The sequence below is a fragment of the Bdellovibrio bacteriovorus genome (assembly GCF_048286975.1).
Taxonomy (GTDB): Bacteria; Bdellovibrionota; Bdellovibrionia; order Bdellovibrionales; family Bdellovibrionaceae; genus Bdellovibrio; species Bdellovibrio bacteriovorus_H.
In genome coordinates this window covers 290,774-313,390 of record NZ_JBLVRT010000003.1, presented here as the reverse complement: position 1 = coordinate 313,390, position 22,617 = coordinate 290,774, and the positions used below count along the sequence as shown (strand labels likewise).

Here is a 22,617-nt window from a genome sequence, read left to right as displayed (position 1 = left end):
TTATTCGCCCTTAAATGGAGCCGCCCCATACCAAGGGGCCCTTGGCGGGAGGGTGTCAGAGGTCGATCCGTCCACAAAAAAGGCCATAAGCTTATTAGCTGCAATCTGGGAGGCTTTAAAGAACGCGTCCTCTGTATTGGCTCCAATGTGCGGAGTCAAAACCAGGTTCGGGTATTTCAGCAAATTAGAGTTTCTGTTCAAGGGCTCTTTTTCGTACACGTCCAAACCCACCGAACGCAGCCAGCCTTTTTCCAGGGCTTCGCACAGATCGTTTTCGTTGATGACCGAACCACGCGACGTATTGATCAGGACGATGCCTCTGTGAATGTATTCAAACTGTGAGCGGTTCAGCATGTGTTCGGTTTCCAGGGTCTTTGGCACGTGGAAGCTGATCACGTCAGCGGTCTTCAGAACCTCTTCATAACTGAGGCGGGGAATGTGCAGGCGTTCAAAGACTTCGTCTTCTTGATAGGGATCATAGGCGACCACATTCATGCCGAAGGCTTGCGCCAGTTCCGCCACGCGGGATCCAATGCGTCCCAAGCCCACGATGCCATAGTTTCTGCCAGCCAGTTCAATGCCGGTGATTTGATCGCGGTTCCATTCGCCGGCTTTCACCATCTTGTGCGCCGCTTGAATGTTGTTCACGCACGACAAAACCAAGCCCCAGGTTAACTGAGCGGCGGATTCAATGTTCGCCGTCGGGGTATGCATGACAGTCACACCCCATTTTTGCGTGGCTTCTAGGTCGATGTGATCAAACCCGCTGGTGCAAGTCACAATCAGCTGCAGTTGACGGGCTTTTTTCAAAAGTTCTTCGTCAATTTTGGTGCGGCTGCGAATTATCAGGGCGTTGGCGCTGACCAGATGTTCCAGCGGCAGGTGCTGGGGGTTGTCGCTGCGAACAACTTCAAATTGGCTGTGCTGCTGCAAATACAGGAAGCTGTCTTGGGCAAAGCGGTCGGTGATCAGGATTTTTTTCTTCACGGATTTTGCTCCAGCCAGTGTTTCGCTTCGGTAGTGATATTGGAAATATGCTCTAGCGACATAAAATCCGAATCAAAGTGGCGCATGGTGTGCCCCAGGCATTCCACTAGGCGGATCAGTTCATGATCCTGGATGTAACCCATGTGACCCACGCGGATGATTCGCCCTTTGGCTTGATCCTGTCCACCCATGATGGTGATGTTGTGAACTTCTTCCAGATGCAGGCGGATTTTTTGTCCGTCCATCTGTGGCGGTACCAGCAAAGCAGTTACCGAGTTGCTCGGGGATTGCGCATACAAAGTGAAACCCAGTTTCAGACCAAAGATGCGGGTGAATTCTGCGCGGCGGTGAATGTCGTGGAAAAGTTTTTCCAAACCCTGCTGCGAAATCAGCGTCAGCACCACATCCAAAGCACGAATCAAAGCGACGTTGGAAGAATAGAATGTCTCGCCAGCAGCGTTGGCTTTTTTCTCTTTGCGGATGTCAAAATAGTATCTTGGGCATTTGGCGTCGGGGATGAATCTCCAGGCCTTTTTTGAGAATGAAAGCAGCGACAAACCTGTCGGCAGCATAAAGGCTTTTTGCGATCCCGCGACGATGCCGTCAATGCCCCAGGCATCCATCGGCAGTGGGTACGCACCCAGTGCGGTGATCGCATCCACCAGGAACAAAGTGTCGGGATATTTTTGAATGACTTTACCCAAAGCTTCAATGGGGTGGGCCACGGCTGTGCTGGTTTCACACGCCTGGCAAAGAACCGCGCGGGTGTCAGGATTTTTCTGCAGCAGTTCTTCAACTTCAGAAACTTTGACGGCTTCGCCCCAAGGGACGTTGATGGTCAGAACTGTGGCGCCAAAATGCGCAGCCATATCGGCCCAGCGCTCGCCGAATTTGCCTGAAACAATGGCAATGACTTTGTCGCCAGGTGACAAGGTGTTGACCAGTAAAGCTTCCATCCCGCCAGAGCCGGTGGAGGTCAAAAGATAGACATCTTGTTCGGTTTGAAAAACAGTTTTGATCTGAGTCAGAACTTTCTTAAGGATTTTATCGAATTCCGGAGTGCGATGGTGAATCATCGGCAGTGCCAGCGCTTTGCGCACCTCAGGATGGATATTGACGGGGCCCGGAGCCAGCAAACTGTAATCGTCTTGAGTTGCCATATTTCTTCCTTGATTGCGTCGCGCAGTCACTATTTCTGTGATGACTTCCTGCTAATTTTATACTCAACTGGGGTCGTGGACGCAATATTTAAAGCTTTTCGCATCACTCTGATTCTGTCGCTGTTCCTCTCGGGATGTGCCTATCGCCTGGGCAGCGGGACGCGCAGTATTCCTGGCGGCTATAAGCAGATTTCTGTGCCCATTTTCAAAAATAAAACACAGGAAACCGGGATCGAAGTGGCGTTCACAAACACACTGATTCAGGAGTTCCAGCGCTCCCGAGTTGCCCGAATTGTGGACAATTCTTTGTCGGAAGTGGCAGTGATCGGGCAGATTGATTCTGTTCAGTATCTGCCGGGCGCCAAACGTGTGGCCGGGGACTCTTCCGCGCCTTATTTGCCTAATGGAACTGTCGTTGCGTCAGAGTATCGTATCTTGCTGAATGTGACGGTGAAAGTCGTGCGTCAGGCGGATGGGACTGAACTTTGGAGTGGGTCCTTCAGTGGAGAGAGAACATACGCAGCACCTCAGGTAACGCTGGCCGGTGTTAACTCCATAAATCCGCTTTACAATCTTTCTGCGCGAAGGCAGAACATTGACCTCATGGCTTATGACATTATGTCCGAAGCTCATGATCGTATTACCGAAAATTTCTAAAAGGATATTCAACTCGTGGCACTCATCGATGCGCAGAAATTCTATCGCGATCTTGAAAAAGGTCAGACTGCGCCGATGTATTTCCTTTTCGGGGAAGAGCCTTACCTGCTGAATCAATCCGTCGAGCGCTTTAAGTACGCGGTCCTGACCGAGGGCGCGGTGGATTTCAACTACAGCCTGTTCTATGCTTCCGATGCGGATGTGGTGTCGGTGCGTGATGCCGTTGAAACTTTGCCGATGATGGCTCAGCGCCGTTTGGTGATCCTGAAAGAAGCCCAGGAATTGACCGACAAGGAATGGGCCGAGCTGGAGCCTTTGCTTGAATCCCCGGTGGACAGCACCGTGTTTGTGATTCTGGCGTCCCGCGTGGACAAGCGCAAAAAACAGATCCGTCTTTTGCTCGACAAAGCCGACTGTGTTGAATTCAAAAAACCTTACGAAAATCAGATCCCTTCCTGGATCAACTACATCGCCCAGTCCCTGGGTTTGACGATCAGTAACGATGCCATCTTGCTTTTGCATAAGCTGGTGGGTCATCACCTGACCGAAATCGAAGGGGAACTTAAAAAACTGGGTGAATTTGTAGGCGAGCGCCGTATTGAAGTGGCAGACGTGGCTCAGGCCGTGTCCCGCTCGAAGGAAGAAAACGTTTTTGATTTCACCAAAGCCATCGGCGAAAACGACCGTGTAAAGGCCTTGGAGCTTTTGGTTCACTTGCTGGATCAGGGGCAGAACGAGATCGGGATCGTGTCTTTGGTGGCCCGCCACGTGCGTATCCTGCTGACTTTGAAGCGGGGAATGGAAGAGGGCCTGCACGGCGCGAAGCTCGCGCATTTTGCCCAGGTGCCGCCTTATTTCCTGGAAAGTTATCTGGATCAAGCCCGACTTTGGACTGCTAAAAAGCTGGAACAAACCCTGGTGGTTCTGTCTGAGACAGACAAGGCTTTGAAATCCTCACCATTGTCCAGTCACATCTGGCTGGAGAATCTTGTTTTAAAGACCTGCGGCACTCAATACGCCATGTGAACTACTCCAGCGAAGCTGGAGTGCAGACAATTTCAAGTTGATAACAAAATTGACCGATAAGCTTTGTGATGAACAAAGCCAATCCTGCATTTGAAGATAAAGGTTATTTCCGCCGCCAGTATCCGCGTCGTGCGATGAAACGCAAGATCGGCATCCTGTGCGATGGGACTTACTTTGTCTGTGAATCTGGAGAGATCGGCGAGGGTGGTATGTCCATTATCACCGATTACGTTCTGACCGAGGGCCACGAGGTGGTGGTCAGTTTCCAAGTGCCAGCCGGGGACTTTGTATTCCTTCGCGGCGTGGTTCGTTCAACGCAAAAAAAAGAGGGTGACCATAAAGTCACCCACGGATTGAGCTTCAATCAGATTGCGTTCTCTACAAAACGACAAATTCGCGCCTTTGTATCAGCGCGAACCGACTCAGAACTCAATTAAAAACCGATTTTTATCTTTTCAGACTACTTCGTTGCAGAAGCGCGAGTAGAAAGACGGCTGATCTTGCGGGATGCAGTTTCTTTCTTGATAACGCCAGTTTTTGCAGCTTTCATTACTTGAGAAGAGAAGTTCTTCAACAATTCAGGAAGAGCTTTCAGATCTTTAGCTTCGATAGCTTTAACAAGTTTTTTCTCAGCTGTTTTAACAGTGCTTTTGCGAGCGTTGTTAACAGCAGTTTTACGGATAGACTGACGAGCTCTTTTTGCTGCAGACTTATGATTTGCCAAGGGATAACCTCCACAGTAACTTTTATAGACGAACCAAAGGGATTAACATAGGGTGTCTCACGAAGCAAGTGGATTAAAAGAAGATCGCAAAAAGGTCCTCAAAAGCGCCTTTTTAATGGCCTCCGGGACATTAACTAGCCGCATCCTTGGGCTTTTCCGGGATATTGCCCTGGGGGCTTTGTTCGACCGGGCGGTGACTGACGCTTGGACTGCCGCTTTCCGTATCCCTAATCTGTTCCGCCGCTTATTCGGGGAAGGCTCCCTGGCTGTGAGTTTTATTCCCGTTTTCATGCAAACACAATCGGAAGATTCCACCGGGGCTCGCGCCCGGAATTTAGCCAATGCCTTTTATTCGCTGCTTTTGGTGATTCTGGGGGTTTTGACCCTGCTGGGGATCGTTTATGTCGAGCCTCTTTTCCGGCTGATTCTTTCTTCGGATTATGCCTTGGATGCCGCCAAGTGGGAACTGACCCTGCGCATGGGGCGGATCATGTTTGGGTTTGTGTTCTTTGTCTGCACCTATGCCTTCTATATGGGGATTCTGAATGCCCTGGGCAGTTTCGGTCTGCCCGCGGTGGCGCCGGCGCTTTTAAATGTCTCTATGCTGGTTTTCACCTTTATGCCGCCACAGTGGTTTGCGGTGCACGGAGACGGCCTGGCGTGGGGAGTGTTGATCGGGGGGCTGCTGCAGGCATTGCTGCTGGCAGTGGCTTTAAAGCAGCGAAACTATCTGCCGCGACTGCAGAAGACGTTGTGGACTCCGGAAGTCAAAGCCGTGGTGCGGGGGATGTTGCCGGGGCTGATCGGCATGGGGCTTTTGCAGTTTTCGACTTTGGTGAATTTGTACTTTGCCAGCTCCCTTCCCGAAGGTTCGATTTCTTATATTTACTGGGCCGACCGTTTGCTGGAGCTTCCATTGTCGTTGATTTCAGTCAGCATCGGGGCCGCGCTGCTGCCAACGTTGAGTGACTTTGCCAGCCGGGGACTGAAAGAAAAGTTCCAGGAAACGGCCGAAGAAAGTTTTCTGATGAATCTGTTTCTGGCGTGGCCCGCAGCGCTGGGACTTTATATTCTGGCTGAACCGATCATTGAGGTTCTTTTCCTGCGGGGCAAGTTCACCGTGCAGGATGTGCAAATGACGGCAGCGATCTTGCGCATTTATGCTGTCAGTTTGTTGCTGGTGTCCTGCAGTCGTGTCTTGATGCCGCTGTATTATTCCGTAAAAAACACGAAAGTTCCCATGGTGCTGGCGTTGGTTTCTTTGGCGGTGCATGTGTCTCTGGCTCCGGTGTTGATGCGACAGTGGGGGCTTGAAGGCCTGATGATTTCCGGCGTGGCAGCGGCGTTCTTAAATGCCGTATTGCTGATGGGGCTTTTGAAAAAGTATTCCCCGGGAATCAGAATGTCCGTGCTGCTTCGTCCGGCGGTGAAGTTTGCATTAGCCGGGGCGGGGATGGTGATTTCTTTGCAGACGTATGAACTGCTGATGGCTCAAACAGGAAGAGGGCTGCAGATGCTGGCCCTCTTTGTCACAATCCTGTTGGCGGTTGTCGCCTATTTCGGTCTGGCTTATGTTTTGGGTTGCGAGCAGATTTCTAGAATCCGTCGGTCGTCCCCACCTTAGCTCTTTCGTCGTCATCAAATGGAATCACATCCTGAGAAGCGGACTTTTTCGGAGCCGCAGCCTTCATCGGAATCACATTTGATTTTTTCGGTTTCGGCATAAAGGATGTTTTCGCTTTAGCTTTCACCGGAGCTTCTGCCGCAGCAGAGGCTTTGGATACCTCGCTGCTGCCCAGGATCACTTCGTTCAGTTCCACAGTCAGGTTCAGGGAAGTGGTTGCCAGATTGTTGATCTCGCCACTGGTCGCTGCAATTTCTTCCGCGGAAGCCGCGTTGCTTTGAGCGGCCTGATCCAACTGGTTCATGGCTTTACCGATTTGTTGAATACCGGTGGTCTGCTCAGAGCTTGCTGCTGCGATTTCATTGTTCAGGTCAGAAACTTTTTTGATTGAGGTCACGATGTTCGTCAAGACAGCACCGGACTTGTCGGCAATTGCACTGCCTTCTTCGATCTGAGACACAGAGTCTTTGATCAGGGAGGAGATGTCTTTGGCAGAAGCGGCACTTCTTTGCGCCAAAGTTCTGACAGCTTCCGCCACCACCGCAAAGCCTTTGCCTTGTTCACCGGCACGGGCAGCTTCCACTGCGGCATTCAATGCCAGCAAGTTTGTCTGGAAGGCGATATCGTCAATCACATGAATGATTTCTTCGATCTTTTTGGAAGATTGAGAAATGGATGTCATGGATGTGATCAGATTCTGAATCTCTTTTTCACCCTGTTCAGCAGAGTCACGGGAACTTGCAGACAAAGCTGCTGCCTGTTTCGCGTTGTCAGAGTTCATCTGCACCATGGAAGTCATTTCTTCCAGTGCCGCCACCGTTTCTTCCAGGGAGGCTGCAGCTTCCGTAGAAGACTGAGACAAAGAGTTACCAGCTTCGTTCAACTGCTCAACCGCAGAAGCCACTTGGCCACCGGCTGTTGTCAGACGGTCTGCAACGGAACCTACAGAGGATGCGATCTTTGCTGCGATCCACAGAAGGACGGCAAACACTGTGACACCCGTCGCTGCAGAAACCAGATAAATCAGATTTTTTACATAAGCTTCAGTGGAGGCGGCTTCGGCCACACCGTCTTTGGCCATCTTGGCATAGATATCGGTGACGGCGCTATTCCAGTCCTGAACAGATTTGCCTATCTCGTTGTAGCGGCCATCCAGCAGAAGCTCAGCTTCTTTGGATTTTGCCGGATCTGAAGAACCGATCAGACTGATGATTTTTTCCATCGAGGCGTAATATTCCGGAAAAAGAGGCTTCGCCATTTGGTAAGCCTTGTCCTCTTCCGGTGTTCTAGGAATTGGATCGTAGGTTTCCTGAGCCTTGCGGAACTCGTTCATACCTTCGGAGGCAGTCTTAAGATAGGAAGTCAGCTTTTCAGGCTCGTCAGTGTGTTCCATGGCTGCCCAGGCGCCATATTGAAACTTATTCCGCGCTTGGCGCATTTCACCAATCAGATCAAATGTTGGAATAACCTGTTCGTTAGCGACGTCCAAAAGATGGACCACGCTTGATATCCCGTTGAGAGCGATGGAGCCAAGAATGGCAAATCCCACCATCGGCATAAATGCGGCAACGAGCAATTTCCCTTTAATTCCTTTGAACCAGCTTGATAATTTAAATTCCGACATAAGTAGAGTCTCCGTAAAAGTCTTTTATGGTTTCTTAACAGATATTTATTCGGAATTTGAACGACTGCTTAGTAGTCCAGAATTAAAAATGCGAATAATGGGGGAGAAAAAGCAACAAAACCCCACGATGGTCGTGGGGTTTTGTTAACAAATCTTGATGTACTTCGCGGGCTAGAATCCGTCGGTTGTTCCAACCTTTGCACGGTCATCTTCATCAAACGGGATCATATCCTGGGATTCTTTGCGAGCCGGGGTGGCCTTCATCGGAATCACATTGCTTTTTTTCGCCGCGGGCTTTGTGAAGTTGGGCACTTTCTTGACGGTCTTTGCTGTGGTTTCAGCCGGAACATCGTTCATCACGCTGGTGCCGCCCAGAATGATCGTGTTCAGTTCCACCGTCAGATTCTGATTGGTTGCTGCAAGACCGTTGATTTCACCGCTGGTGGCGGCGATCTCTTCAGCGGAAGCGGCATTGCTTTGGGCGGCCTGATCCAGCTGATTCATCGCTTTGCTGATTTGTTGAATTCCAGTGGTCTGCTCAGAGCTGGCAGCGGCGATTTCGTTGTTCAGATCTGAAACCTTTTTGATTGAATTCACGATATTTGTCAGAACGGCGCCGGACTTGTCAGCGATCTCACTGCCGCTTTCGATCTGGGAAACGGAGTCTTTGATCAAAGAGGAAATGTCTTTGGCTGAGGCCGCACTTCTTTGAGCCAGGGCGCGAACCGCTTCGGCAACAACGGCAAAGCCTTTTCCTTGTTCCCCGGCACGAGCCGCTTCCACTGCGGCATTCAATGCCAGCAGATTGGTCTGGAAGGCGATATCATCAATAACAGAGATAATTTCTTCGATCTTTTTGGAAGACTGGGAAATCTCGGTCATGGAATGAATCAAAGACTGGATTTCTTTTTCACCCTGTTCAGCAGAATCACGGGAGCTTGCAGACAAAGCGGCCGCCTGTTTCGCATTGTCAGAGTTCATCTGCACCATAGAGCTCATCTCTTCCAGCGCGGCAACTGTTTCTTCCAGGGATGCCGCGGCTTCAGTTGAAGACTGGGATAAAGAATTACCGGCTTCATTCAGCTGTTCAACTGCAGAGGCCACTTGACCGCCAGCGGTTGACAGACGGGAAGCAATAGAGCTGACAGAGTTTGAAATTCGCGCCGCAATCCAAAGCAGGATCGCCAGAATGGAGATCGTGGAAGCCAAAGTCACAAACAGTGTCAGGTTGTTAATGCGGATGGAAGCTTCTTCCGCCGCTTTGTCGTCGTCGGCGGCGGCTTTGTTGTAGTAGGCCATGGAATCAGAGCTCATCTTATGCATGATGGTTCCGATTTCCCACAGACGGCCGTCCAGTTGTCCTTCCGCTTTGGCGAAGGCCTCTGGGGTGCCAGTCGCGATTTCTTCAATGACCAGCATCAGCAGTTTTTCATACTCTGCGCGCGCTTGTTTTGCCGGCTCAAAGGCTTTTTCCATTTCCGGTGTGAATGGGGTGGAGGCATACTGGTCCATTGCCGTTGTGAACTCTTTAACAGCTTCTTTTGCAATGTTCAGTCGTTGTTCGCGCTTTTCCGCTGTCTTTACGCTCATCGCGGCAAAGACCTGATAGCCGTATTTATTGCGGGCCTGGCGCATCTCTGCAAGGGCCTGCAGATTCGGGATGATGTTCTTGTGGGAATTTTCCAGATAAGCTTCAAAGCCTTTCATTCCCTGATTGGAAATCGTATACACGATCCCGAATCCGATGACGGGCAGGGCTGCGGCAAGAAGTAGTTTACCTTTGATCCCTCTGAACCAGGATCCAATTCCGGTGGCGTTCATTTTTTCTCCTAATAAAATTAAGTTATTTAGTATGCTAAAGAAATATTGACCGAGATTTGTTCGGACTTCTTAATCCCGGGGTGGAGTCCAGTTTTTCATTTTGTGCGTAACGAAAGTGGATGAACGTCAGGCAAAAAAAAAGGGACTCTTCCGCGAGGAAGAAGTCCCTGGGTGGTTCTATTTGAAAGCGAGGTTTTACTTCACTTCAGCCAAAGAGTTGTAGCTGTCGCTGATCTTCTGCTGTCTTTCGACCTCTTTGCTCCAGCGTTTGACTTCGCCCTGATAGCCGCGCTGTTTGGCTTTCCATTCGTTTTCTTCGCTGGCCAGGCCGCGAAGCTTCTGGTTCACCTGTTCGTTCTGTTCTTTCAAAGTGGATGCGCGTGAATTCCAGATCTTTTTTTCTTCGGTCAACTGGGACAGCTGCAACTGATAGTCGTTGATGTTCAGCTCGCGCTTTTTCTGGTTTTCCTTGATCTTGGCAATCATGGCCTCCAGTTCGGCGATCTTCTGGGTTTCCTGCGACATTTTGTTTTTCTCTTCATTGATCAGGCCCTGAATTTCTTTTTCCTGACCACCGATGCGGCCCATGGCCTGATTGTTTTCTTCAGCCTGCTGGTGCACCTGCTTTTGCTGGTTCTCCACCTGGGATTTGGCTTTGGCCACTTCCGACAGATTTCCTTCCACGGTTTTCAGGTTCTTTTCGTACTCCTGAAGATTGGTTTTTGAGTTGTTCAGATTGCCTTTGATTTTCTCAAGGCCGTCTTTGGCGGAATTCTGCGCCATTGCGGTTGTGCCAAGACTCATCAAAACACCTAGGGACAAAGTCGTCATTGCTTTAGCGAATTTCATCTTGAAAATCCTTTCCTTATTGTTCAGACAAGCCGGCCACACTGCCGTCCTGACCTTCTTGGGCACAAACATTTTTCAAAGAAGAACGATAGTGACCCACTTCGTCCTCCCAGATTTCACCTTTAAACTTCCAGTTCAGGGATTTTTCCTTCTGAACTTTCAGCTCTGGACGCTCTTTTTCGTTGATCTCGCCACCAGCCATTTGATAGCGGATGTGCTCACCGGCGCCAGAGTACAGCTCGTACTGCAGAACATCGTTCTGATCCAGAACCTTGTCCAGACCTGCCAGCATCTCGTCAAAACGGCCTTTCAAAGCCTGGGACGCCTGGGCACGCAGCACCGTTTTTTCTTTTTCAATACGGGCCATGCCGGTTGCGCGCAGATTCTTGATGGACGTGCGGGCTTTCTTGGCAATGTGGAACTGGATACGATAGCTCAGCAGCTTCTGCTCGGCTCTTTGCACCGCCGCCACAGTGGATTCAGAAGGGCTGTCGCCTTTCAGGCCACGTTTGGCTTCCGCCAGTTCTTTGTTGGCTTCGTTTTGTTTTGCAATCAGTTCACGCTCTTTTTTCACCAAAGTCAGCGCGATGCGGTTGAATTTCACGATCTCGTCCTCATAGGCGTTGATCTGCTTTTGCACGCTCATGTAAGCCGGGTGGCGCGCCAGTTCGACGATGAAGGAACGTGGCAGACCGTCAACTTCCTTAAGGTCCGAGTTTTTCAACCAGCCTTTCACCGTTTCGTAGTATGCAGAAGAATCCTTGTGGGAAGTGCTGTAGGCAGCCAGTTTCTGCTTCCAAGGGGCATACTTCTTTTTCATTTCATTCAGCACCTGCACACCGTCACCGTATTGGCACAGGTTCAGGTAACCCACCGTGCGAACCACATAGGATTCCGGAGAGAACGCGTTTTTGAAGAAGTCCGTGTGCAGAGAGAACATGTTCCCCGCAGCGCCCTCATAGTCCTCACCCAGAATCTGGGTCCACGCACTTTCCACCATGGCCTGCAGCCACAGAGGATTGGATTTGTCTACTTTCAGGTAAGACTGGAAAGCCTCTTTGTACTGGGACTTCTGGAACTGCATGCGCGCCAGTGTCAAAGCTCCCACCGAACGCAGCTGGGATGTTTTGTCAGCTTCGGTTGCCGCCATCAGTTTTTCCAGATAGATGGTGGCTTCTTCGACTTTACCCTGACGATAGTTGAACAGGGCATTCAGCAGCAAAGCCTCCGGATAACGCGGGGACTTTTCACCGATAAAGATCAAAGCGTCTTCCATCAGGCCCAGTTGGCCCTTGTCAGAATAGTATTTTGCACGGGTGATCTGGTAGTCATCATTTTTAGTGATGTCCATTTCATACTTGATCACCAGCGGATCGATCAAAGCGATGTCCGTGGTTTCCAGCGTGTTGATATTCTGAACCAGAGCTTCCGTGGCTTTTTGCTGCCATTCTTTGGATTTGGTCTCTTGTGCCACCTGGATCATGTACTGACGGAATTCCGAGTTCAGCCCCAGCCCCTTGGCAGTCATGGCATAGTGGTACAAAGCCTCGATACGGTGTTCCGGGTCCTCGATCAGTTCCGAGAACAAACCCATCGCCAGTTCGTAGTTCTTCTGGATCTCCAGGAAGATCAAAGCCTGCAGCAGTTTGTAATCATTCGGCTGCATGTCTTCAAGCTTTGCCAACTGCACCAGAGGATCCCTGGTCACAGGCTCTGCCACCGGATTCAGGATTTTCACATCTGGAATCTTGTTGAAGGCATCAGCTGTGGTCAGCGATTTGGCCGGGTTCACCACGTCAGTGTAAGGCTTCAGGACAAAGTCAATTGCCACTGGAGACTCGCGACGTCGGGTTTCTTTCAAAGAAACTTCGCGGGAGGCGGGGAGGCGCAGCGGGCTCATTTCAGAAGCCTGCACTTCGCGTTCCTCACCGACATCCAGCAAAGGAATGTTTTTAACCTTGAAGACCTCCACTTTGCCTTTCACGACTTTCTTTTGATAAACATCAAAAGTCGGAACCAGACTGGATTTGACCTTCAGGCTGGCAGCCGCCGGGCGACCGCCTTTTTTTACTGTCAGTGCAGGTTCAGCCAAAGCCGTGCCGCACAGAAATGGAATAGTAATTAGAATGCTTAAAGACTTGTTCATAAATCCCCCCACCCTGGAGAAAATTAATGCCAGTACGTGATACCAATCATCAGTGATGTATCGTTGATAGTCTCACTGCCCAGATCACGCTGACCGCCCACAACCGTACCGCCCACGTTTGTTCCCGGAGCATAGTACTTCATTTTTTCCTGAGTGGACCAGGTGTTGACCAAATCCGCTCTGATCGCAAAGTGCTCAGAGAAGAAGATCTGCTGGAACACGCCCAGTTTGTAAGCCATGGCGTCTTTGGAGACGTTGCCCTCAGCCTGGGTGATTTCATAGTTCAGTGACCCCACACCGAACGAGATCCCCATGTCGAAATAGATGATGGCTTTGTCAACCACGCTCATTTTCGCATAGAACGGCACCCAGATGCCGGAAAGGAAATAGGACGATTTCAAAACGTTGTGGTCTGGAATCGCGCCATAGGTATCAACGAATTGTTTTACCGCATCGTTGTCCTTCAGGCTGGCCGAGTTGTAGCTGCCTTCAAGACCCCAGCGTTCATTGAAGAAATACCCCAGGCTTCCGCCGGCGATAGTTCCTGTGCTGTAGGGGTCATTGAATGGAATACCGGCTGCACCGGTCAGGTAGAAACGCTCCGCTTTCACGTAGCGTCTGTTCTGAACGACACTGAAGTCGTCGTCTTTTGCTGCCCAGTATTTTTGCTCCAGCTTTTTGATGTCCAGCTTGTCGCTGCCGCGTTGATCAGCTTTGCTGTCTGCCGCTTGCTGTGCAAATGCCTGAGATGCCGTCAGGATGAACATTAGAACTGTCTTCTTCAACATGATATAACCCCCGCCTTAGTTTGTACTTTTGAATAAGAATGGATAAGTCACTAGCACGCGTGTTCCCCCCTGTGGAGCAGGAAACTTCCACGCGGCAACCCTATTCAATATACATCCCTCAACGGTTGCGTTCTTAAGTGTTGTGTCACCAATGAGCTGCTGTTCCACCTGACCGGATGGACCGATCGTGAATTTCACAGCGACCTTACCGAACAGATCCGGCTTGGCACTCAGTTGTCTTTCATAGCAATACAAGATCTGACCCAGTTTGGATTTGATGTACTGAGCGATGATTTCGCGGTCCAGACCGCCGGTGATTTCACCTTCCTCTTCGATCAGACCCACGCCGCCGGAACCAGTGCCGCCAGCTGCCAATCCACCCATGCCGGAAGCGCTTCCGCCACCACCACGGCCGACTGTACCGACACCGCCGCCGGAGCCCGCACCTTCGTTACCCCAGTCACGACCGGAGCGTTCCATACTGCCGACAGCAGCCAGGGCACGACCGGAAGCACCGGAACCCGCCTTTACACCCGTGGCGATAACCACGTTGCCACTGCGTGCGGCTTGAGCGGAAACTTTACCCAGAAGCTGGGAAATACGACCGCCGGAAAGAGATTTCATCATTTTTGAAACCTTGCTGCCACCAGTTGGCATCTCTGCCGTTTTCTGATTTGCCGCCGGAGCCTGTTCTTTCACCACCACCTGTTGGGCAGGGGCGGCTTCAGCTTTTTTGCGTTTCGGTTTGATTTCAGTTTTAACAATGATTTTTTGCGCCGCTTTTGGCGGGGCTGCCACAACCTCAAGCTCCTGGGATTTCGGGGCGAACAGGCCCACAGTCACCAGGAACAAAGCCGCACCCAGAATAATGAACACGCCTTTTTTGGATTCTTCATCCATCAGCTGGTCTGTGGAAAGGCGGGCCATGCGGGCCGCATCTTCCAAAGAAACGGTTCTTTGTTTCACTTCAAGGTCGCCGACCATTTGTTTGTGCCATTCCTGGGAAGGAACACAAGACACCACTGTTGGAGTCAGTGCCATGGAAGGTTTGAATTTTTTATTCATTGGCAGGATCTTGGTTTCAAGAACCTGATCGTTCTGCTTCACGATATAAAGCTGGAACTGCTTGCCGGCTTCACGCTGTTCTTTGCCGGCCTTTTCAAGACGCAGATAAAGATCCGCCTCTTTCACCACCGGAGTAAACTGCAGGGTGCAGTCGCCAATAGTCAGGGATTTTTCCTCATCCAGGCGCAGAGCCGGGGAGCCCTTGGCGGAAGCGCTGGTGTTCATGTCCATATCGACATACCACCAGGCGCCGTCACGGTATTCAAAAAGACCCTGGATGCCCTTGGAATCCGGTGCGATGGAGATAACATCGGCCAGACGGGAAGACCCGAAGGTGTGTGTTGTGTTGTTGGATCTTAACTTCCAGGTTTTCGCCGTCCCGTTTTTCAGGGATTGACGTACAATCAACGTGAGCATGTGTTACCTCATGAATTAGTTATTCAAGTAGAGAGCTGATTCGCGGATGCGGCCATCCATATCTTTTTGCACATCGTAAAGAGGCATAAACTTGATGCCTCTTTTCTGCACAAGATAGGCGCCGTCAGGGTTACGAATCGTTCCCTTAAGGTTCATGTCACCGAAATTGACTTCCTGGACTTTACGGACTGTTCTTTGTTTGGCAAAGCCAGCCGATGCTCCCAAGAGAATGAAAGCAACCATCGCTGTGATGATAGTTTTCACTTGTACCCTCCATACTACAAGTCTCCCGAGATAACGTGCTGACCGACTTTGTTTTGATTTTTCAAATACTGTATCTTCTTACCCAACCAGTCGCGCATTTCCAATTGCTGACTGGCTTTAAATGCTCTTTCATAAGAATCCAGCGCAAGCGTCGGACTCTGTTTGTAGGTCTCAAACAAGTGAGCCTGTTGCAGAAGGAAATCAGTGTTGTCTTTCTTGCTGCCAAGCAGGTCTTTCACCACGCTCAGTGCTTTATCGACTTCACCCTTCTGGGCGTAAGCTTCACTCATCAGAGTGCCCACGTTCAAAGTATACAATTGTTCTTTAGAGATTGCAGACAAATTTTCAATTGCCTTCGTAAAATCTCCCTCTGAGAAAGCCTTCACTCCGGCGAAAGTTTTCATTTCTGTTGAAGACATTTGCATGTCTAAAACTTTATCGAAAAACGGCATCGCGGAATTCATGCCGTCTTCTTTGTAAAGCAGACGGGCTTTTTGGTAAACGTAAGGTGCGGCTTCAGGCTGGGTTTTCAATGCAGCCTCAATCATCCACAGTGCTTTATCGTTGTAACCGCGGGCATCGGCACCAACGCTGGCATAGAACAGGCCCAAGGCGCGCGTGTCTTTGGACTTCGCTAGTTCAAGACCCAGTTTTTCGACCATTTCGTACTGTCTAGAATAATAACAATTTCCTGCAACTTCGAGTGCGTTCACGCTGGCCAGCTGACCAGTCAGAATTGCGCTTCTGTTACAAGCTTTCGGTGTGCGAGTCTCAAAACGGGACACTTTGCCGATGGTCATATCAGAGCCAGCCGGAAGATAAGCCGCCATTTTTTCGGGAGCAGGGTACTGCGCCGTGGGCGGAACAGTCTGATCCACACGGATAGAGGCAAAGCTGCGCTCGTTGGTTGCGGCCTGGCCTTTTGCTGCGGCCAGAACTTTCAGTTTGGCTTCGTTTTCATTTTTCTTGTCCTGAATAGGAGCCGTCAGCTTGGCGATCTCGCCACGCAGAGCCTCCTGGTCCGCCGGAGTCAAAGATGCCGGCAGAGGCATGTTTGTCAGGCTGGAGATGAAGTTGTCATAACAGCGGTCAATACCGCGCATGGCTTCCAGCTGCTGGAACGGGTCCTTGGACATCTTCAGAGTTGTGTAGTAAGCGGTATGTGCTTTGTCCAGCTTTTCAGTTTTCATGGAAAGTACCATCGCGAATTTTTCCTCGCGGGCTTTCACACTTTGCGATACCAGTTCCTTTTCCAGAATGCGTGCCTGGATCAGACGGGCCTCGGCACGGATTTCCGGCGCCACATCACGGCCGTTGGCTTTCATCGCCAGGTCAAAGGCAGCCGTGGTTTTACCGGAGTCCAGCAAAGCTTTCGCTCGGTCAATCATGATCTGAGTCGTGTACGGCTCAAGACCCTTTGCCAGGATCTGGTTCTGGATTTTTTCCAGCTCGCCAGAGCGTGGCTCTGCTTTGTAGGAATCCATCAGTTTGCCATAAATACGCTGCAGGGTTTTGTTGTCGGCTCCGTTCAGGATATTCATGTAAGCGGCGCGGGCTTCCTTGTTTTTCTTTTCAAGAATATAAATGTCCGCCGCCAGCTCCAGGTGAGTATTGCGGTTTTTCTTGTCCAGGTCCGCGATTTTCAACAGAGTCTCTGCAGACTTGGAAATCTGGCCGACATCCGCATAAGCCTTGGCTGCCTCTTTCAAAGCGTCAAGATTGCGTTTGTCTTCTGGATGTTTCTGTACGAATTTCATGGAAGCTTCCGCAGCATCATAGATGCGGCCTTCGCTGTATTGCAGACTCAGTGCCTGCCACAAAGCATCCTGGGACAGTTTGGAGCCTTCGTGTTCTTTGGCGAAAGCCATCAGCTTTTCAGAAGCCTGGTTTTTATCACCGGTTTTTGCGAATTCCTGAATTTCAGTGAAATGCGCCTCTTCCATGATTTTATTCATGCTTTTCTTGCGGCCTTCATCGGTACTGGAAGCCATGACTTTCTTGGAGAAGTCCTTGATACCCGCATAGTCCTTGCGGATATTGAGCATATCCAGGATCAGGTCCTCAGATTTCTTTTTGATCTCTGCATTGTCAGCACCTTTCAGTGCTGCTAGCGGCGTCAGCCATTTTTCCGCTTCCGGATAGTTGGCTTCCTCGTAAGCGATGTGACCGATTTTGAATTTGATCAAAGTCGCAAACTTGCCAGTCGGGTGTTTGGCCAGATAGTTGGCAGCAAGCTCTTTGCGTTCAGCTTCCTTAAGTGGATCTTTTTTCTTTTCGATGCTTTTTTCTTTGGCATACAGGGCCGCATAGTTCGCATCGTGTTTCATGACCGGCTCAGCGGACTTGTCACCAACCATTTTGTACTGGACGCTGGCTTCGTCATATTTTTGCAGCTGGAACAAAAGTTCCGCGTAAGCAAAACGCGTTTTCAGGTCCGGTTTCGTCGGATCTTCGTTTTCCAGGATCAGTTTGAACAACTGCTGGGTCAGGTCCGAGAATTCCATGTTCTGTTTGTTCTTAAGCCAGATCTCCCACCATTTTTTCGCCATGTCGAGGCTTGTGTGACGGAAGCCTTCCACGCAGGAAGTTTCCAGCACGTCGGCTTTCTGCATGCCTCTCCAAGCGGAGTCTTTCTTACAAAGATCGGAAGCGTATTGCAGGTGGTTGATGACCTTGTCGCGTTTTTTCAATGTTTCGTTGGCTTCCACCAGGAACAGGTGAGAGCGCACCACATCCGGACCCATCGAGCGTTTGTCGATGTATTCTTCCAGGAAGATATTCATCTCTTTCTGGCGGGAGTGGGATTCGTAAAGTTTCGCCAGGTCAATCATGGACTGACCCAGTTCCTCTTCGGTCGCGAGGTCTTCAAAGAAAGAATAAAGCTTGTTGGCTGGATAAGAGTCACCAATGAACACCGTCAGGTCACGCATGGCCTCACGACGCAGATTGTGACGGTTGGTTGGAACTTCGCCATCCTGTAGTGGCGGATTGGATTTCACAACCTGAACCAGTTTCTTGATGCCGTTTTCGCTGTCACGCATGTTGTAGTAAGCCCAGGCGGCCTTGTACATACCGTAGGAATAAACACGGCTGTTCGGGAATTTTTCCACGCGCAGGAAGTGCTCCAGTGCCTGAGAGAATTTACCCTGGTCATAAAGCAGTTCACCCACCGCCAAAGTACCGTCGGCGATCAGCGGGGATTTTGGAAATTGAGTCAATAGCTTGTGGTAAAGAAGTTCAGACACCTTGTACTGCGCAATCTGCTGATTGGCGAAGGCGTTATTGAACAGAACCGCATCCATTTGTTTGAAATGCGGGAACTCCATTTCAATCTTGGTGTAGATCTTGATTGCGCGTTTGATAGCTTCGGCGCCTCGTTCGTTGGGTACCGGGAACGGCGAAAGCTTCATCAGGGGAGTGTCCTGATGAAGGTCAAAGAAGCGGCCGGACTTGGAGCGTCGCATGTACAGCTCCGCCAGGCGGTACCACAGGTCAGCTTCGTTCTTGGCACCTTTGTTTTTTTTGATAATGACCTGCAGGGATTCAATAGCTCTGTTTTCAGAGCGAGTGATCATGATCTCGCTGCTGAAGGCTTTTTTCTCATTTTCACTTTCACTGCCTTGGGTCATGCTGACTTCCGGAAGCAGCCCTTTTGCGTTTTTGTCGGCAGCAAAACAGTAATGCGAGAACAGATGAAATGCTAGAAGCAGAACTATTGTGCGAATCATAAACTTACTCTCCAACCATGGTGACAAGCTTCAGCTGAGGGAACCCCGCCATCGAAGCGGTGTACATCACTTTTCTCAGCGTCGCGTACGGCAGATCCTTGTCTGCCTGTAAAAGGATACGGCCCTCTTTCACATGGGCTTTGTCCTTTTCAGTCTCGGACTTCGCAATCTTATCCAGCTCCTGGAACAGAGGCTTGATGAAATTGGTGTCTTTTTCTTCCAGATCCTGTGGCAGGAAGTCTGAATTCTTCACATCTGCAATCTTGGTCTGGTCAATTTTTAAAGCCTCGCCATTGAGTGAGAGTTTGATTGATTCAGTCGCGTTGGTCATAGACGCTGAAGAAGGCAAACGCAGGTTGCTTTCAGGGGTGATCTGAACATCTGATGTGTTGTAGCTTTGCAGCAGAAATACCAGCATGATCGTAAACATGTCTGTCATAGACGTGATGTTCAGACCGAATGTGGAGTTCTTTTTGGTTTTTGGTTCATATCTGCGACGACGTGACATGACTTAGCCCTCCATGGTGTTCGCAAAGATGATCTCTGGGAACATGTAATTGGTTTCCACGTTCTTGCCCTGTTTGGTATCAAATACAGGGAACTTGACCGTGTTGTCGCGGGCCTGTCTGGCAGCGTCCATGATCTTCACAATGGTGTCGTAAGGGACTTTGCCGTCGGGATTCAATTCAAGCTTGAAAACTTCCGGATGGGCCTTTTTCACTGCCACCAGCTTCTGGTGCAGGGTGTTCATGTCGAAAGTGCCGTCCTTCAATGGAATGGTCTCGACTTTTTCCTGGCCTTTTTCTGTGATGATGATGCGGATGCCGTCTTTGGCATCGATTTCCATTGCCACATTTGTCGGAGTATTCTGATTTTCCTGACGCTGGATAGCTTCGCTAACCACCTGAGGAAGTTCGGTCTCAATCACCATCATTTGCACGAAGGCTGATGAAACCAAAAGAACTGGTACCAGCTTTACCATTACGGCCAGCAGTGGTGCCAAATCCAGTTCGAATTCACTGTTATGATCAACTTTGATCTTGCGTGCGCGTCTCATAAATCGTCCCATCCTTAGTTATGTAAGGTCCACCGCTCCGGGAAAAAGGCCTCCGTTAGGAGACCTTCTGGCCTGGGGACGGAGGCGTCACACTTGGTGCCGTTACGTGATCCGGGAACACGTTTTGGCGGGTCAGGTTCGGGATATGAGCACTGGTCAGAAGCTCTGTCAGTTTGGAGCATTTCTCAGACATATCTTCGATCAGTTCGTTTTGTCGGGCAGTCAGTACCGAGAAGAACACCATCGCCGGGATCGCCACTGCCAGACCCAAAGCCGTCGTGTACATGGACACAGAGATACCGTGCGCAAGCAAAGCTTGTTTCTGTGCAGGATCGGCAGATGCCACCGCCTGGAACGACAGGATCAGACCGTGGATTGTACCCAACAGACCCAACAATGTTGCCACGTTGGCAAGCATGGATAGGTAGTGCAGGCGTTTGGTGTACAAAGGCACGTTTTCGCTCAAGGCGATGTCGTGAGCCTGGAAGATTGTGTCGTCATCACGGTCTGCTTTTTCAAGAATGGTCTTGAAGGCAGAGGCCAATGGCTTTTTCTCAAGTTGTGCACAAAGAAGCAATGCTTCATCGAGCTTTTTCGCCAGAACCAGGTTCTGAACTTTGCCCATGAATTCATCGACATTCATTCCGTATTCTTTGTAAAGAGCTTTTGCGCGTTCGGCCACAAGTACCAGAGAGCCTACGCCCACCAGCAGAATAAACCAGCCGACAACACCGGAATCATTCATGAACTTTAAGAATGCCATCATTTGTTTCCTCCTTGGAAACGCCACCGCGTGTCCATTTTGTTAATTGAGCCATACCGGTTTCTTGCACTGAGAGGAAACGAACAGCGTAATGCAAACCGGATTTAACGTTGAGTCTCTGCTTGGAGTAATTCTTGCGAATAATCTCACAAAGCACGTTGAATGTCTGAGGGTTCACCTCAGAGGTTCTAAAGTTGAGCAGAATCTTTTGCCCGGGCAGAAGCAGGGGATCGTTCAAAAGAACCAGCGCCCCATTTTCACTCACACTCAATGTGTGGCCGTCAAAAAAGTTGTGATCATTGTGCGCATAGACTGGTGTTTCCAGATCCACGCGTGGACATTTTCTGTCTTTGAAGGAGCCTGCGATATGATCCTTGGTTTCAATCAGTCTGCACAGACGGTCTTTGGAAAACTCCTGAAGATCGCCCAGCAAAGTCCAATTTTCCAGGTGCGCAGCCCATACGAAGTTGTAGTCGTAGAGCTCGCCATTTTGGATCATCGTGATCAGTGATCTGTACTCGTAGGGACCATATTTCATTTCCCCACGCAGTATATACCACTGCTGCTGATTAGTTGCTGTCTGTACCCCACCCATACAACATCCTTTTACAGTTTAATCGACTTAGGATAGAAGTCGATCGTGATATTAGCATCCGCTGCCGGCACCGAACTTCCGTGGAAGGTGATGGTCAGGTTTGATGCATCGTAAGTCCATCCGTTGGCTGCGTCGTTGGGCACGGAAACTCCGTTTACCGTGATCACGATCGTGTCCTCTTGTGGTTCACGATTCAGTTTAAAGACACTGGAAAGCTGGATGATGGAATCAGAGATGAGCTCCAGAGTTGAACCAAAGTTAGAGCACAAAGACCCTTTCACACCCGCAGTCAAAGTTGCCAGTTCCGGCAGGCGAGTGGAGATCTTGCGCGCAAAACCGTCTGTGGACAGAGTGGTTTTGCAAGTGTCGTCAGGAACCGTGATGGTGCTGACGGAATAGTTACGACTGCCAACATATCCATCCAGGAAGTCCACATAGCTTTGAACTGTGTGAAGGTTGGCGTTGCCGTAGCTTTCATTGAAAGCCGCGGAGGAAGACGAGAAGTCCTCTTCGTCACTGACGATGATCACCGCCAGGAAGGCCTCGCTGCGGCGGAAACCCGCATTTTGCGGCTCAAGCAAAGCTTCCTTGAAGCTTGAGAACGCACGTTCGTCACCGTTACCCAGCGTTCCCTGCTTGGCGTTGGTAGAGAATACATCACCCAGGTTCGCGGTGTTCTTATCCATAATGAACACACCAGAGTGGGTTTCGATTCTTGGATTTGTCTGTAGTACCGCACCGTCCTTGATGCGGGCTTTATCACTGCCTGAATTAAATTGTTTTTCCCAAGCCTCAGTGGTTGTTACGGCCATGTGGAAATCATAGTTGTATTGTTGGAAGCGCGAGATGAAAGACTGGAAGTTCGCCGCCAGATTGTCCTGAGACGTCTTCATGGAGCCGGAGTTGTCGATCACCCAAAGGATGTCGATCTGCTTTGGAATGAAAACTGCTTGTTGCTTGTAGTCTTCTGCATCATTCAAGAGGGAGTAAGAACCAGTCCCCTTGCTGCAACCAGCTACCAGTGCCACTGCTGAAGCCATCATTAGTGCTTTGCTAGCGACTGTTTTTTTCATACGGTTATGCCCTCCTGAGCCCCACCATGCTTCTTGATGGATTCAGTTTCGTTTAAAACAACCCAAAACTGAAATTTCAGGTAACTGCATGAATTCGTTTTTTAATTTTTAATTGGTCCAGTTTTGAGACACGCTAAGTGTGTGAAATAACAGGGTGTTGTGAAATCAATCAATTTTCAAAATATTTTCTTGTGTCAAACCTATAGCCAGTTTGTCAGGCTTTCCGTCGCGTTTTCTCAGCTAAGTGCG

The 22,617-nt window shown here is 50.0% G+C and carries 21 protein-coding genes; 5 read left to right on the top strand and 16 right to left on the bottom strand.

From position 1 onward, the window contains the following. Window positions 1-987, bottom strand: coding sequence for a D-2-hydroxyacid dehydrogenase (locus ACNQKP_RS12190; RefSeq protein ID WP_015090611.1), 987 nt, complete (start codon window positions 985-987; stop codon window positions 1-3). Next, the gene (locus tag ACNQKP_RS12185) at window positions 984-2,147 is read right to left on the bottom strand and encodes a pyridoxal-phosphate-dependent aminotransferase family protein (RefSeq protein ID WP_417864958.1); all 1,164 of its coding nucleotides are present in this window, start codon (window positions 2,145-2,147) and stop codon (window positions 984-986) included. Before ACNQKP_RS12185 ends, ACNQKP_RS12190 begins: the two co-directional genes overlap by 4 nt. Window positions 2,148-2,222: 75 nt before the next feature. Here ACNQKP_RS12185 and ACNQKP_RS12180 point away from each other — a divergent pair, with 75 nt between their 5' ends. The 3 genes from ACNQKP_RS12180 to ACNQKP_RS12170 all read left to right on the top strand — a co-directional run bounded on the left by ACNQKP_RS12180 (window position 2,223) and on the right by ACNQKP_RS12170 (window position 4,267). Beyond that, on the top strand, window positions 2,223-2,804 hold the full coding sequence (locus tag ACNQKP_RS12180) for an LptE family protein (RefSeq protein ID WP_015090613.1): 582 nt from the start codon (window positions 2,223-2,225) through the stop codon (window positions 2,802-2,804). Window positions 2,805-2,819: 15 nt separating this feature from the next. Next, entirely contained in the window at window positions 2,820-3,830 is a 1,011-nt protein-coding gene (gene holA / locus ACNQKP_RS12175; protein ID WP_011163952.1) for a DNA polymerase III subunit delta, read from the top strand. 68 nt (window positions 3,831-3,898) lie between these two features. Further along, window positions 3,899-4,267 carry a PilZ domain-containing protein gene (locus ACNQKP_RS12170; RefSeq protein WP_417864957.1) on the top strand — a complete coding sequence of 123 codons (369 nt, stop codon included), beginning with the start codon at window positions 3,899-3,901 and terminating at the stop codon, window positions 4,265-4,267. A gap of 23 nt (window positions 4,268-4,290) precedes the next feature. Here ACNQKP_RS12170 and rpsT read toward each other — a convergent pair whose 3' ends face one another. Next, a complete protein-coding gene (rpsT, locus tag ACNQKP_RS12165) occupies window positions 4,291-4,554 on the bottom strand; it encodes a 30S ribosomal protein S20 (RefSeq protein WP_011163955.1) in 264 nt (87 codons plus the stop codon). 115 nt (window positions 4,555-4,669) lie between these two features. Here rpsT and murJ point away from each other — a divergent pair, with 115 nt between their 5' ends. After that, the gene (gene murJ, locus ACNQKP_RS12160; protein ID WP_417865072.1) at window positions 4,670-6,178 is read left to right on the top strand and encodes a murein biosynthesis integral membrane protein MurJ; all 1,509 of its coding nucleotides are present in this window, start codon (window positions 4,670-4,672) and stop codon (window positions 6,176-6,178) included. Here murJ and ACNQKP_RS12155 read toward each other — a convergent pair. After that, entirely contained in the window at window positions 6,150-7,802 is a 1,653-nt protein-coding gene (locus tag ACNQKP_RS12155; protein ID WP_417864956.1) for a HAMP domain-containing methyl-accepting chemotaxis protein, read from the bottom strand. The genes murJ and ACNQKP_RS12155 overlap by 29 nt on opposite strands. Here ACNQKP_RS12155 and ACNQKP_RS12150 point away from each other — a divergent pair. After that, window positions 7,714-7,950 (top strand): hypothetical protein, encoded by a 237-nt coding sequence (locus ACNQKP_RS12150; RefSeq protein ID WP_417865073.1) that lies wholly within the window; start codon window positions 7,714-7,716, stop codon window positions 7,948-7,950. The two genes, ACNQKP_RS12155 and ACNQKP_RS12150, sit on opposite strands and share 89 nt — an antisense overlap. A gap of 23 nt (window positions 7,951-7,973) precedes the next feature. On the opposite strand, the gene ACNQKP_RS12145 is transcribed toward ACNQKP_RS12150, so the two are convergent. The 12 genes from ACNQKP_RS12145 to ACNQKP_RS12090 form a co-directional block, all read right to left on the bottom strand. Further along, window positions 7,974-9,623 carry a HAMP domain-containing methyl-accepting chemotaxis protein gene (locus ACNQKP_RS12145; protein ID WP_417864955.1) on the bottom strand — a complete coding sequence of 550 codons (1,650 nt, stop codon included), beginning with the start codon at window positions 9,621-9,623 and terminating at the stop codon, window positions 7,974-7,976. Window positions 9,624-9,818: 195 nt separating this feature from the next. Further along, window positions 9,819-10,472, bottom strand: coding sequence for a hypothetical protein (locus ACNQKP_RS12140; protein WP_417864954.1), 654 nt, complete (start codon window positions 10,470-10,472; stop codon window positions 9,819-9,821). A gap of 16 nt (window positions 10,473-10,488) precedes the next feature. Next, entirely contained in the window at window positions 10,489-12,618 is a 2,130-nt protein-coding gene (locus ACNQKP_RS12135) for a tetratricopeptide repeat protein (protein WP_417864953.1), read from the bottom strand. A gap of 23 nt (window positions 12,619-12,641) precedes the next feature. Continuing rightward, complete coding sequence (locus ACNQKP_RS12130; RefSeq protein ID WP_417864952.1) at window positions 12,642-13,406, bottom strand: outer membrane beta-barrel domain-containing protein; 765 nt, start codon at window positions 13,404-13,406, stop codon at window positions 12,642-12,644. 15 nt (window positions 13,407-13,421) lie between these two features. Next, window positions 13,422-14,888 carry an AgmX/PglI C-terminal domain-containing protein gene (locus tag ACNQKP_RS12125; RefSeq protein ID WP_417864951.1) on the bottom strand — a complete coding sequence of 489 codons (1,467 nt, stop codon included), beginning with the start codon at window positions 14,886-14,888 and terminating at the stop codon, window positions 13,422-13,424. A gap of 15 nt (window positions 14,889-14,903) precedes the next feature. Next, window positions 14,904-15,152 carry a hypothetical protein gene (locus tag ACNQKP_RS12120; protein ID WP_038448831.1) on the bottom strand — a complete coding sequence of 83 codons (249 nt, stop codon included), beginning with the start codon at window positions 15,150-15,152 and terminating at the stop codon, window positions 14,904-14,906. Between the two features lie 14 nt (window positions 15,153-15,166). Next, window positions 15,167-18,880 carry a tetratricopeptide repeat protein gene (locus ACNQKP_RS12115; protein WP_417864950.1) on the bottom strand — a complete coding sequence of 1,238 codons (3,714 nt, stop codon included), beginning with the start codon at window positions 18,878-18,880 and terminating at the stop codon, window positions 15,167-15,169. 4 nt (window positions 18,881-18,884) lie between these two features. Then, window positions 18,885-19,388 (bottom strand): ExbD/TolR family protein, encoded by a 504-nt coding sequence (locus tag ACNQKP_RS12110; RefSeq protein WP_417864949.1) that lies wholly within the window; start codon window positions 19,386-19,388, stop codon window positions 18,885-18,887. A gap of 3 nt (window positions 19,389-19,391) precedes the next feature. Further along, the gene (locus tag ACNQKP_RS12105; protein ID WP_417864948.1) at window positions 19,392-19,937 is read right to left on the bottom strand and encodes an ExbD/TolR family protein; all 546 of its coding nucleotides are present in this window, start codon (window positions 19,935-19,937) and stop codon (window positions 19,392-19,394) included. Between the two features lie 55 nt (window positions 19,938-19,992). After that, window positions 19,993-20,703 carry a MotA/TolQ/ExbB proton channel family protein gene (locus tag ACNQKP_RS12100; RefSeq protein WP_417864947.1) on the bottom strand — a complete coding sequence of 237 codons (711 nt, stop codon included), beginning with the start codon at window positions 20,701-20,703 and terminating at the stop codon, window positions 19,993-19,995. Continuing rightward, window positions 20,675-21,295, bottom strand: a complete 621-nt coding sequence (locus tag ACNQKP_RS12095) for a PilZ domain-containing protein (RefSeq protein WP_011163968.1) — start codon at window positions 21,293-21,295, stop codon at window positions 20,675-20,677. Before ACNQKP_RS12095 ends, ACNQKP_RS12100 begins: the two co-directional genes overlap by 29 nt. An 11-nt stretch (window positions 21,296-21,306) precedes the next feature. Further along, window positions 21,307-22,368 (bottom strand): hypothetical protein, encoded by a 1,062-nt coding sequence (locus tag ACNQKP_RS12090; RefSeq protein ID WP_417864946.1) that lies wholly within the window; start codon window positions 22,366-22,368, stop codon window positions 21,307-21,309. Window positions 22,369-22,617: the final 249 nt, after the last annotated feature.

Coding starts and splice junctions, on each gene's coding strand:
- ACNQKP_RS12155 (WP_417864956.1), bottom strand. CDS start 7,802: ATGTCGGAATTTAAATTATCAAGCTGGTTCAAAGGAATTAAAGGGAAA.
- murJ (WP_417865072.1), top strand. CDS start 4,670: ATGGCCTCCGGGACATTAACTAGCCGCATCCTTGGGCTTTTCCGGGAT.
- ACNQKP_RS12090 (WP_417864946.1), bottom strand. CDS start 22,368: ATGAAAAAAACAGTCGCTAGCAAAGCACTAATGATGGCTTCAGCAGTG.
- ACNQKP_RS12130 (WP_417864952.1), bottom strand. CDS start 13,406: ATGTTGAAGAAGACAGTTCTAATGTTCATCCTGACGGCATCTCAGGCA.
- ACNQKP_RS12095 (WP_011163968.1), bottom strand. CDS start 21,295: ATGGGTGGGGTACAGACAGCAACTAATCAGCAGCAGTGGTATATACTG.
- ACNQKP_RS12115 (WP_417864950.1), bottom strand. CDS start 18,880: ATGATTCGCACAATAGTTCTGCTTCTAGCATTTCATCTGTTCTCGCAT.
- ACNQKP_RS12135 (WP_417864953.1), bottom strand. CDS start 12,618: ATGAACAAGTCTTTAAGCATTCTAATTACTATTCCATTTCTGTGCGGC.
- ACNQKP_RS12140 (WP_417864954.1), bottom strand. CDS start 10,472: ATGAAATTCGCTAAAGCAATGACGACTTTGTCCCTAGGTGTTTTGATG.
- ACNQKP_RS12150 (WP_417865073.1), top strand. CDS start 7,714: ATGGCAAATCCCACCATCGGCATAAATGCGGCAACGAGCAATTTCCCT.
- ACNQKP_RS12110 (WP_417864949.1), bottom strand. CDS start 19,388: ATGTCACGTCGTCGCAGATATGAACCAAAAACCAAAAAGAACTCCACA.
- ACNQKP_RS12145 (WP_417864955.1), bottom strand. CDS start 9,623: ATGAACGCCACCGGAATTGGATCCTGGTTCAGAGGGATCAAAGGTAAA.
- ACNQKP_RS12185 (WP_417864958.1), bottom strand. CDS start 2,147: ATGGCAACTCAAGACGATTACAGTTTGCTGGCTCCGGGCCCCGTCAAT.
- ACNQKP_RS12100 (WP_417864947.1), bottom strand. CDS start 20,703: ATGATGGCATTCTTAAAGTTCATGAATGATTCCGGTGTTGTCGGCTGG.
- ACNQKP_RS12105 (WP_417864948.1), bottom strand. CDS start 19,937: ATGAGACGCGCACGCAAGATCAAAGTTGATCATAACAGTGAATTCGAA.
- ACNQKP_RS12170 (WP_417864957.1), top strand. CDS start 3,899: ATGAACAAAGCCAATCCTGCATTTGAAGATAAAGGTTATTTCCGCCGC.
- ACNQKP_RS12125 (WP_417864951.1), bottom strand. CDS start 14,888: ATGCTCACGTTGATTGTACGTCAATCCCTGAAAAACGGGACGGCGAAA.